The sequence below is a fragment of the Pseudomonas sp. B2M1-30 genome, assembly GCF_025447575.1.
GTDB classification, from domain to species: Bacteria; Pseudomonadota; Gammaproteobacteria; order Pseudomonadales; family Pseudomonadaceae; genus Aquipseudomonas; species Aquipseudomonas botevensis.
On sequence record NZ_JAOEJT010000019.1, the window covers coordinates 60,454 to 71,451 of the forward strand.

The following is a 10,998-nucleotide window of genomic DNA, read 5'->3' on the forward strand; positions in this document are numbered from 1 at the left end:
GTGGGGTCGGTCAAACAAGCGTTTCATCGGCTTGATGGCAAATTGACTACTTTGTCAGTGCGTTCTTCTGTGCAATCAGTACAATCGGCGCATTTACCCTCGCCGAGAACGGACGCACTACGGTGGGGTGGTCACGAGAACTCCCATGCTCATCGGTAACTATTCCTTCACGCTGGTTTTTATTTCGCTGTGTGTGGCGATCCTCGCGTCGTACACCGCTCTCGATCTCACTGGGCGCATTGCCACCGCCAAGGGACGTGCCGTGCATTTGTGGACGGCCGGTGGCGCGTTTGCCATGGGCGTCGGTGTCTGGTCGATGCACTTCATCGGCATGCTGGCCTTCAAGCTGCCGATCAGCCTGGGTTATGACACCGGGCTCACGGCCCTGTCGCTGTTGATCGCGGTGTTGTCCTGCGGCTTTGCCTTGTGGCTGGTCAGCCAACCGAAACTGCCCGCGTGGCAACTGGCCTTCGGCGCCTTGATCATGGGCGCCGGCATCAGCACCATGCATTACACCGGCATGGCGGCCATGCGCATGCAGCCGGGTATCGACTACGACCCGACCCTGTTCGGCGCTTCTTTGCTCATTGCTGTCGGGGCGTCGGCGGCGGCGTTGTGGATCGCCTTTCGCCTGCGTCAGCAGTCGCCTTATGTGCGGCTGTTCCGTGCCGGGGCAGCGATTGTCATGGGCGTGGCGATCGTCGGCATGCATTACACCGGCATGGCGGCGGCGCGTTTTCCCGAAGGCAGTTTCTGCGGCGCGGCGCTCAGCGGCCTGAACGGCAACGGCCTCGATAATCTGGTGCTGATTACCACCCTGGCGGTCTTGACCATCGCCTTGCTGACGTCGATCCTCGACGCGCGCCTCGAAGCGCGCACCGCCGATCTGGCCCATTCGCTGACCGTCGCCAACCGCGAACTGACCCAACTGGCGCTGCACGACACCCTCACCGGTCTGCCCAATCGCCTGTTGCTGGACGACCGGATCAATCAGGCCATGAAAAAAGTCAACGAGCAGGGCGGTTGTTTTGCGCTGATGTTCATCGATCTGGATGGCTTCAAACCGGTCAACGACGCTTTCGGCCATCACATGGGCGATCAGTTGTTGCGCGAAGTGGCGGTGCGTCTGCGTGAGGACCTGCGCAGCCTCGACACGCTGGCGCGGATCGGCGGCGATGAATTTGTCCTGCTGGTGCGCCTCAACGAACCCAACGACGCACTGGGGCTGGCGGCGCGCCAGGTCGGGTTAATCGCGCAGTCGTTCCGGGTGGCCGACCACGATTTGCAGATTTCCGCCAGCGTCGGCATCGCGCTGTTCCCCGGCAACGGCCAGAACGCCCAGGAACTGCTGATGAACGCCGACGCCGCGATGTACCACGCCAAGGGGGGTGGCAAGAACGGCTACAGCTTCTTCGACGCGTCGATGAACAACAACGCGCGCAAGCAACTGCAACTGTTGCAGGACCTGCGCGCGGCACTGGAACACAATGAATTCAGCCTGCATTACCAGCCCAAGTTCGATGCCGCCGACGGTCTTCCGGTAGGAGCCGAGGCGCTGCTGCGCTGGGAGCATCCGACCCACGGCATGCTGATGCCGGACAAGTTCATCGATCTGGCGGAAAAAACCGGCCTGATCATCCCCATCGGCGATTGGGTGCTCAATGAAGCCTGCCGGCAGATGCGCGAGTGGTACGTCCTCGGCCATACCGACTGGCGTATCGCGGTGAACCTGTCGGCGTTGCAGTTCTGCCACGCGGGACTGGTGCAGAGCGTGGCCAATGCCCTGGCGACCCACCATCTGCCGGCCAACAGCCTGACCCTGGAAATCACCGAAACCACCGCCATGAGCGACGCCGATGCGAGCATGACGGTGCTGCAAGAGCTATCCGACATGGGCGTCGATTTGTCGATCGACGATTTCGGCACCGGTTATTCGAGCCTGATGTACCTCAAGCGTCTGCCGGCCAATGAGCTGAAAATCGATCGCGGTTTCGTGCGCGACCTGGAGCGCGACAGCGATGACGCCGCCATCGTTTCGGCGATTGTCGCGCTGGGGCAGGCCCTGGGGCTGCGAATTGTTGCCGAAGGTGTCGAAACCGGCGTGCAGCAGGACTTCCTGACGCAACTGGGCTGTGATTCCCTGCAAGGTTATCTGCTCGGCCATCCGATGCCGGCGGATCGTTTTATCCAGAGCGTGACGCGGGACAAGCGCCTGACGGCGGTCTGACGCCACCGCGTCATCGTTCTGCGCGGGCAATCGCTCCCACAGGATCTTGCGTGAGCGATTGCCCGCGAAGGCGTCATGTCTGCCGGCACAGACTTATGCAAAACCCGGCAATGACGGTTATTCTTCCCCCGACTGTTACGAGTGCATTTGGGGGAAGGCCAGCATGGATAAAGTCATTGTGATCACCGGCGGCGGGCGCGGAATCGGGGCCGCCACCGCGCTGTTGGCTGCTGAGCAAGGCTATCGGATCTGTATCAACTACCAGGCGGATGAACAGGCCGCGCAAAACGTGCTGGAGCAAGTCCGCGCACTGGGCGCCCAAGCCATTGCGGTCCGCGCCGATGTCAGTATCGAAGACGAAGTGGTCGCCCTGTTTCACCGGGTCGACACCGAACTGGGCCGGGTCACCGCCCTGGTGAACAACGCCGGCACCGTCGGCCACAAATCGCGGGTCGACGAAATGTCCGAATTCCGCATTCTCAAAATCATGAAGACCAACGTTCTGGCGCCGATTCTCTGCGCCAAGCATGCGATCCTGCGCATGTCGCCCAAACACGGCGGGCAAGGCGGCAGCATCGTCAACGTGTCTTCGGTCGCTGCGCGCCTGGGCTCGCCCAATGAGTATGTCGACTACGCCGCTTCCAAAGGCGCGCTCGACACCTTCACCATCGGCTTGTCCAAGGAAGTGGCGGGCGAGGGGATTCGGGTCAACGCGGTGCGTCCGGGCTACATCTACACCGATTTCCACGCCTTGAGCGGCGATCCGGACCGGGTCAGCAAACTGGAATCGGCCATCCCGATGGCCCGTGGCGGCCGGCCGGATGAAGTGGCGGAAGCGATTGTCTGGTTGCTGTCGGACAAGGCCTCCTATGCGACGGGAACGTTTGTCGACCTGGGTGGCGGGCGCTAGTCCTTCTGGCTGTTCATCTTTAACGCCGGGGCTATTGTTCAGCGTTGTTAAATTTTTAAATAAATAGCGAAACCATCTCCCTTGTATGTAAAAAGGGAGGTGGTTTTTTGTTTTGCAGTCCCGTATTTGCTGGGTATCTGCTTCGTAAGTTGTTAGTTGCACTGTTTGATATGTTTGAGCCTGAAATTATTTGTACGGTAAGTTCCATGGTCGGCTGTTGAGTTGAATCTGCTCGTTGGATATTCTTTGTTTGCCTTGCAGCGAGCAAGGTTTAAATATTAATGAAAGGAGTTTGAAGATGGATCTTTATGAAGATGAAGTAGCACTGTGGAGCGATTTCGTGGCGAAAACCCTGACCAAGACTTTTACGCTGACCATGCCGCCGGAAATGCTGAAGATTATTGCCGATCTGGCGGACAAGTTTATTCTTGAGCGCCGCAAGCGTGAAGTTGTTTCTGAAGATAAATAATTAAGTTATTTATTGTTTTTTGATAATTACCTGATATTGAAATGGAAGTGTGGCAAGTATGGAAAGCCCGAAAAAATCGTTCAAGGCCAACCTTTTTTATAAAGGCAAGCCGTTGGTTCTGAACTATCAGTTGATGGAGGCCAGGCTGAAGCGCAAGCGTCTGACGCCGGCTCAGCGCGCGGAATATAACCGCCAGTTGCAGAATGAAGGCGGCTTCCTGACAGTCGCTGACAGGGAAGACACTGAGCCGTTGTTGATCAACTTTCACTTTGAAGAAGAACGTTACACGCTGCGTGTGGCCACGCCAGGGATGTTTCTTGGAAAACTCTTGAGCATGGAGAACATTCGGGATGGGCAGGGGCAACAGACATTTGAAAAGCAATGGGTGGTCGTTGATCGAACCGAGCCGACCCGGTTTTTCCTGGAAAGTGTTTCTCCCGGGACTGTCAGGATGTTGAACGTCGCGAAAAAAGCGTCTTCGGACAATGAGATCAAGGGGCCGATTTATCTCTACGAGCAACCTGGCCGTCTGGAGCTGGATAATCAACGCTACTTTTCGCAAACCCGGATTGAGGGGCAGCACCTGCTGCACGATCCGTTCGGTGTGAACTTCGATATACAGGTGAAAGACGTTCCGTTATCGAACGATCCGTCTGATTGAGTCGTTTGAATGCGTGATTGAAAAGTCCTGCCGATAGTGATCGGCAGGACTTTTTTATTTGGGCAGTGGCGGGTTCAGAACGACCGCACAATTCGCCCCAATGTTTCCATCGCTTTTTCCGAGTCCTCGGTCCACGGGCTGCCATAGTTCAGACGAATGCAGTTTCGAAAGCGTTGGGCTGGTGAAAAAATCGGTCCTGGCGCGATACTGATGCCTTGCGCCAGGGCCATCTGGAACAACTTCAGCGAGTCCATCTGCGGTGGCAGTTCCAGCCACAGAAAGTAGCCGCCGGCCGGTTGGCTGACCCGGGTCTGCGCCGGGAAGTAGCGGGCGATGGCCGCAAGCATGGCGCTTTGCTGTTCTTCCAGGGCGTAGCGCAATTTGCGCAGGTGACGGTCGTAGCCGCCGTGTTGCAGGTAGTCGGCGATGGCGGCCTGGGCCGGCATCGAGGCGCACAGCGAGGTCATCAGTTTCAGCCGCTCGATCTTTTGCGCGTAACGGCCGGCGGCGACCCAACCGATGCGGTAGCCGGGGGCCAGGCTCTTGGCGAACGAGCCGCAATGCATCACCAGACCTTCGGTGTCGAACGCCTTGGCCGGTTTCGGCGCTTGCTGGCCGTAATACAGCTCGGCGTAGACGTCATCCTCAATCAGCGGCACCTGATGCCGGCGCAGCAGCTCGACCAGCTCCTGTTTCTTCGCCTCGGGCATGGTCGCCCCCATCGGGTTCTGGAAACTGGTCATGCACCAGCACGCCTTGATCGGATGGCGCTCAAGGGTCTGGGCGAGCACGCCGAGATCGATGCCGTCCCGTGGATGCACGGGGATTTCCACGGCCTTGAGTTTCAACCGCTCCAGCACTTGCAGGCTGGCGTAAAACGCCGGGGCTTCGATGGCGACCAGATCGCCGGGTGCGGTCACCGCTTGCAGGCACAGGTTCAGCGCTTCAAGAGCGCCGTTGGTGATCAGCAGTTCTTCCATCGGCAGCATCAACCCGCCGACCATGTAGCGCAGGGCGATCTGCCGACGCAGTTGCGGGTTGCCCGGCGACATGTCGGTGACCACCATGCGCGGATCCATCTCCCGCGCTGCACTCGCCAGTGAACGCGACAGGCGTTGCAGCGGGAACAGGGTCGGGCTGGGGAACGCCGAACCGAAGGGCACGGTGCTTGGGTCCTTGATCGATTCCAGTACCGAGAACACCAGTTCGCTGACGTCGACTTCGGTCGACTCGTTGACCTGGCTGCTGATCACCGGCTCCGAGAACGGACTCGGCGCGTGGGCGTTGACGAAGTAGCCCGAGCGCGGCCGGGCGCGGATCAGGCCCCGGCGCTCGAGCAGGTAATAGGCCTGGAACACCGTGGACGGGCTGACGCCGTAGGTCTGGCTGGCGTAGCGTACCGAGGGCACCCGCTGGCCGGGGCCGAGGACGCCGGAGCGGATCAGTTCAGCGATGTCGTCGGCGAATTTTTCGTAGCGTTTCATCGATGGCCTTGTGGCTGGTATGGAAAAAAGCCCCTCACCCTGACCCTCTCCCGGAGGGAGAGGGGACTGACCGAGGGTTGCTGCAGAAAATTATCGACCTGAAATATCGAGTTGAACTCAGGTTTGAACAGCCAGCAAATCAGCTCCCTTTCCCCCTCGCCCACTTTGGGGAGGGGGTTGAGGTGAGGGGGGATTCTAGCGGCTCAGCGATTCATCGGCGCCACAAACCTGCTTTTGGCCACGCTGTAAACCTCAGGCTCATCGCTATCGGCAATCTTGAAGCTCAAGGTCTGCGAACTGCTGGCCGGACGATCCGTGGTCATCGCCACCGACACTGGCACGTCGACAATTTCGCCGGGTGCCAGACTCAGGTCGGTCTTGCCTTGCAGCTGAAATCCATCGCCATCGACCAGGCTGAGGTTGTATTCCTGGCGCTGCTGGGTCTTGTTGATCACCTTGAGGGTGTAGATGTTCTCGATCTGGCCCTGGCCGTTTTCACGGAACAGCCCGCGATCCTTGGTCACGTCCAGCGACACCATCGGTCGTTCGGCCAGCGCCAGGGCCAGCGCGCCGATCATCACCACCAGCACCGCGACGTAACCGATCAAGCGTGGTCGCAGCAGGTGCGTCTTGCCACCCTGCAACTCGCGCTCGGAGGTGTAGCGGATCAGGCCGCGCGGATAGTTCATCTTGTCCATGATCGAGTCGCAGGCATCGATGCACGCGGCGCAGCCGATGCACTCCATTTGCAGACCGTCGCGGATGTCGATGCCGGTCGGACACACCTGCACACACAACTGACAGTCGATGCAGTCACCGAGGCCGGCCTCGGCGGGTTTGACCTCGCGTTTGCGCGGGCCACGGTTTTCACCACGGGCCACGTCGTAGGAAATCGCCAGGGTGTCCTTGTCGAACATCACGCTCTGGAACCGCGCATACGGACACATGTGCATGCACACTGCTTCGCGCAGCCAACCGGCGTTGATGTAGGTGGCGGCGGTAAAGAACAGCACCCAGAACAGGCTGACGCCGCCGATCTGCAGGGTCAGCAGTTCCTCGGCCAATGGTCGGATCGGCGTGAAGTAACCGACGAAGGTCAGGCCGGTCAGTACGCTGATTGCCAGCCAAAGGGTGTGCTTGGCTGCGCGCCGGGCCAGTTTGTTCAGGCTCCACGGTGCGGCTTGCAGCTTGATCCGCTGGTTGCGCTCACCCTCGGTGATCTTCTCGCACCACATGAAAATCCACGTCCACGAACTCTGTGGGCAGGTGTAACCGCACCAGACCCGCCCGGCGAACACGGTGATCGCGAACAGGCCGAACGCGGCGATGATCAGCAGCGCCGACAGCAGAATGAAATCCTGCGGCCAGAACGTCGCGCCGAAGATATGGAATTTGCTTTCGGAAAGATCCCAGAGTACGGCCTGGCGACCGCCCCAGTTCAGCCAGACGGTGCCGAAGAACAGCAAAAACAGAAACCCCGCGCCGCTCATGCGCAGGGTTCGGAACAGGCCGGTGAAGCTGCGGGTGAAGATCTGGTTGTCGCTGGAGGCGGCCTTCGTCTTCATTGGACGGGCCGGCACTTTTTTAATGGTTGGCGTTGCTTCTACGGTTCGGACGGGGATTTGTTCGCTCATGGTCTTTAGCTCATCAGCCTCCATCAGGCCAGAGCACTATGAGCGCCGATCTGTTTGCATAACAGACTCAGGTATTTCAATAAAAAGCGTATCAGATGGATTTTTACGCAACGCCTGCGACAACTTGAAGCAGCCCGGCCGACGGGGCGCGGACGCCTATCCCAGACGCCTGCGACGCACGTTGACCGGGGTCAGTCAAATCACCGAATCACCGCTATCGGCTTTCAGGTGTTTGCGACCGTCGGTGGCACCTGCGACGGTCAACGCGTCCGCCTCGGCTTCGGTGATGTAGATGCGCCGGCCCTCGATCTCCACGGCCGACATGGCCTTTTCGCTGTCGGTGATCACGGTCAGGTCGCCGCACAGACGGATTTGCTCACCCTTTTCGGTGGCGAAAAAGCAGGTCTGGTTCTCGATGCGCAGGCTCATGGCGCTGTCCTTTTTTCCAAGGGATGTTGAAAGCTTAGGGCGCGGGTGCGAGTGATCGTTCTACGCAACCGATTAATGGTCGGCGCTGTCCACCGTCTATCGAACCTTTCACAAGGACAGCGCGATGGACGCCTGGTGGCACGAAGTCTGGGTGACCCTGCAAGCGGAGTTCGCCGACATTGGCGATGCCGCACAACTGACCCGCATCACCGTGCGCCTGTTGATGGCGGCGCTGCTGGGCGGGATTCTCGGCTTCGAGCGCGAACACAAGGGCAAGGCTGCGGGCGTCCGGACTCACATGCTGGTGGCCCTCGGTGCGGCGCTGTTTGTGCTGGTGCCGCAATTGTCCGGCTCCCAGGCCGACGCCATGAGCCGCGTGGTGCAGGGCGTCATTGCCGGGATCGGATTTCTGGGGGCGGGCACCATCCTGAAAAACCATGAGGGTGACGAAGGCCACGTCAAGGGCCTGACCACCGCCGCCGGGCTATGGATGACCGCCGCCATCGGCGTCGCGGCCGGGTTGGGGCGGGAAGCGACGGCGGTGTTCAGTACGGTGTTGGCGTTGGGGATTTTCAGTGTGATGCCGAGGATCGTGAAGGTGTTCGAGAAGGACGATTCCCCGCACTGATTGCCCCTCGCTCCGGCGATCCAGAACGAATCACCCATCCACCTGGCTCGAAAGATCGTCACGGCGCGCGGGTACGATCAACGGATATGGCGAACAATCACCGGCGGTATGGTCGTTGGCGGCTCTACTTTCGGCGGTGGCGTGGTGCCCGGTGGTTCCTGTTCGGGAATCGGCTGTGGTTCGGTCTCGGGCAGGACCGGTTTGTCGATGTTGGGATCGGGCGTTTCCGCCGGGATCGGGATAGTCATAGGTGAACCTCCGTGTGGCACATGGCGTGAGAAGTGCTTAAGTGGGTTGACCACCTCGCAGCGAATTCGATCCGCTTTTTTGGGCGGGTGAAAAGTCGCGGCCAATCGCGGTGAACTTTTGCCGGCGAGGGTCGCTCGGAACCTAAGTGAGTTCATCAGGCCGAACAGGCAAACGAGCGTCCTTGGGGCGTTAAGGAGAGATGCTCAGTGACTGCTGAAAAACCTTCTGAACAAAGCTACAACCCGCATATTCCGCTGTCCCAGGCGCTGTTGCTGCCGCGCATTGTCATTGAAGACACCATGCCGACCCTCGAAGGCGGGCAGTTTGCCGTCAAGGCGATTGTCGGGCGCGAGGTGCCGGTCACCAGCAAGGTATTCGCCGATGGCCACGACAAACTGGCGGTGCGGATTCGCTGGCGGGAAGTCGGCGACGAGAGCTGGCAGAGCGAGGTGATGGCCGATCAGGGCAACAATGGCTGGGCGGGGCGCTTCCGGCCTGAGCGCCAGGGGCGCTACCTGTTTCTGATCGAGGCGTGGATCGATCAGTTCGCCAGTTTCCAGTACGAACTGGAGAAGAAGCACAATGCCGCCGTCCCGGTCAGCCTTGAACTGCAAGAAGGGCGAAACATGGTGCAGCAGGCCGCCGAACGCAGCGAAGGTCCGCTCAGCGAACAACTGGCGGCCCTGCACCACGAATTGTCCGGCCTGCTCGAAACCGAGCAGGTTGCGTTGTTCCTGCACTCGCGCAGTGCGCAGTTGATGGCCGAGGCCGATCACCGGGCCTACCTGAGCCTGAGTGCCGAATTCCCCGTGGACGTGGAGCGCGAACTCGCCGAGTTCGCCAGTTGGTACGAGCTGTTTCCCCGCTCGATCACCGACGATCCCGCCCGCCACGGCACCTTCAATGACGTTCACTCGCGGTTGCCGATGATTCAGGACATGGGCTTCGACGTGCTGTATTTCACGCCGATCCACCCGATTGGCCGCAGCCATCGCAAGGGCCGCAACAATTCGCTGACCGCCGGTCCCGACGATCCCGGCAGCCCCTATGCGATCGGCAGCGAGGAGGGCGGGCACGAAGCGATTCACTCGCAACTCGGCACCCGTGAAGACTTCCGGCGACTGGTGGCCGCCGCCGCCGAGCACGGCCTGGAAATCGCCCTCGATTTCGCCATCCAGTGTTCCCAGGATCACCCGTGGCTCAAGCAGCATCCGGGCTGGTTCAACTGGCGGCCGGACGGCACGATCAAATACGCGGAAAACCCGCCGAAGAAATACCAGGACATCGTCAACGTCGATTTCTATGCGCCAGAGGCCATTCCCAGCCTGTGGGTCGAGTTGCGCGACATCGTCGTCGGCTGGGTGCAGGAGGGGGTGAAGATCTTTCGGGTCGACAACCCGCACACCAAACCGCTGCCGTTCTGGCAGTGGTTGATCGCCGATGTGCGCACCTTGCACCCGGAAGTGATTTTCCTCGCCGAAGCCTTCACCACGCCGGCGATGATGGCGCGCCTGGGCAAGGTCGGTTACACCCAGAGCTACACCTATTTCACCTGGCGCAATACCAAGGCTGAACTGGCGACGTATTTCAGCGAACTCAATCAATCGCCGTGGCGCGAGTGCTACCGGCCGAACTTCTTCGTCAATACCCCGGACATCAACCCGGCGTTCCTCCATGAGTCGGGGCGGGCGGGTTTTCTGATCCGCGCGGCGCTGGCGACCATGGGCTCGGGCCTGTGGGGGATGTATTCGGGGTTCGAGTTGTGCGAGTCGGCGCCGGTGCCGGGCAAGGAGGAATACCTCGATTCGGAGAAGTACGAAATCCGCGTCCGCGACTTCAATGCGCCGGGCAACATCATTGCCGAGATTGCCCAGCTCAACCGCATCCGCCGGCAGAACCCGGCGCTGCACAGTCATCTGGGCCTGAGCATCTATAACGCGTGGAACGACAACATCCTGTATTTCGGCAAGCGCAGCGCCGATGGCAGCAACTTCATTCTGGTGGCGGTCAGCCTTGATCCGCATAACGCGCAGGAGGCGAATTTCGAGCTGCCGCTGTGGGAAATGGGCCTGCCGGACGATGCCACCACCCATGGCGAAGACCTGATGAACGGCCATCGCTGGGACTGGCACGGCAAGTACCAGTTCATGCGGATCGAGCCGTGGCATCAGCCGTTCGGGATCTGGCGGATCAGCAGTTCGTAGGGCCGGTGACGATCAAGCGTGGGAGCGGGCTGGCTCGCGAAAGCGGCTTGTCAGCCGGCTCCTCGTTGACTGCCCCGGCGCTTTCGCAGGCAAGCCAGCTCCC

Annotated in this window: 10 protein-coding genes; 6 read left to right on the top strand and 4 right to left on the bottom strand. The window is 60.2% G+C overall.

The features are described from left to right. Positions 1-145 precede the first annotated feature (145 nt). The 4 genes from N8H74_RS26645 (at position 146) to N8H74_RS26660 (ending at position 4,267) form a co-directional block, all read left to right on the top strand. Entirely contained in the window at positions 146-2,227 is a 2,082-nt protein-coding gene (locus tag N8H74_RS26645) for an EAL domain-containing protein (RefSeq protein ID WP_217832512.1), read from the top strand. A gap of 163 nt (positions 2,228-2,390) precedes the next feature. Then, on the top strand, positions 2,391-3,137 hold the full coding sequence (locus N8H74_RS26650) for an SDR family oxidoreductase (RefSeq protein ID WP_262151582.1): 747 nt from the start codon (positions 2,391-2,393) through the stop codon (positions 3,135-3,137). A 298-nt stretch (positions 3,138-3,435) separates the two neighbouring features. Then, on the top strand, positions 3,436-3,606 hold the full coding sequence (locus N8H74_RS26655; RefSeq protein ID WP_262151584.1) for a hypothetical protein: 171 nt from the start codon (positions 3,436-3,438) through the stop codon (positions 3,604-3,606). Between the two features lie 58 nt (positions 3,607-3,664). Further along, complete coding sequence (locus N8H74_RS26660; protein WP_262151586.1) at positions 3,665-4,267, top strand: hypothetical protein; 603 nt, start codon at positions 3,665-3,667, stop codon at positions 4,265-4,267. 74 nt (positions 4,268-4,341) lie between these two features. Here N8H74_RS26660 and mapR read toward each other — a convergent pair whose 3' ends face one another. From mapR to N8H74_RS26675, 3 genes are all read right to left on the bottom strand, one after another. Beyond that, positions 4,342-5,751 carry a GntR family transcriptional regulator MpaR gene (gene mapR, locus N8H74_RS26665; RefSeq protein WP_262151588.1) on the bottom strand — a complete coding sequence of 470 codons (1,410 nt, stop codon included), beginning with the start codon at positions 5,749-5,751 and terminating at the stop codon, positions 4,342-4,344. Between the two features lie 203 nt (positions 5,752-5,954). After that, positions 5,955-7,385, bottom strand: coding sequence for a cytochrome c oxidase accessory protein CcoG (gene ccoG, locus N8H74_RS26670; protein WP_262151590.1), 1,431 nt, complete (start codon positions 7,383-7,385; stop codon positions 5,955-5,957). Positions 7,386-7,580: 195 nt separating this feature from the next. Then, complete coding sequence (locus N8H74_RS26675; RefSeq protein ID WP_217832506.1) at positions 7,581-7,814, bottom strand: DUF3203 family protein; 234 nt, start codon at positions 7,812-7,814, stop codon at positions 7,581-7,583. A 124-nt stretch (positions 7,815-7,938) separates the two neighbouring features. Between N8H74_RS26675 and N8H74_RS26680 the strand changes: the two genes are divergently transcribed. Beyond that, a complete protein-coding gene (locus N8H74_RS26680) occupies positions 7,939-8,442 on the top strand; it encodes an MgtC/SapB family protein (RefSeq protein WP_262151592.1) in 504 nt (167 codons plus the stop codon). A gap of 77 nt (positions 8,443-8,519) precedes the next feature. Here the strand turns inward: N8H74_RS26680 and N8H74_RS26685 are convergent, their stop codons facing one another. Beyond that, the gene (locus N8H74_RS26685; protein WP_262151594.1) at positions 8,520-8,690 is read right to left on the bottom strand and encodes a hypothetical protein; all 171 of its coding nucleotides are present in this window, start codon (positions 8,688-8,690) and stop codon (positions 8,520-8,522) included. A 207-nt stretch (positions 8,691-8,897) separates the two neighbouring features. Between N8H74_RS26685 and N8H74_RS26690 the strand changes: the two genes are divergently transcribed. Continuing rightward, entirely contained in the window at positions 8,898-10,895 is a 1,998-nt protein-coding gene (locus N8H74_RS26690) for an alpha-1,4-glucan--maltose-1-phosphate maltosyltransferase (RefSeq protein ID WP_262151596.1), read from the top strand. The last annotated feature ends 103 nt before the right edge of the window (positions 10,896-10,998 follow it).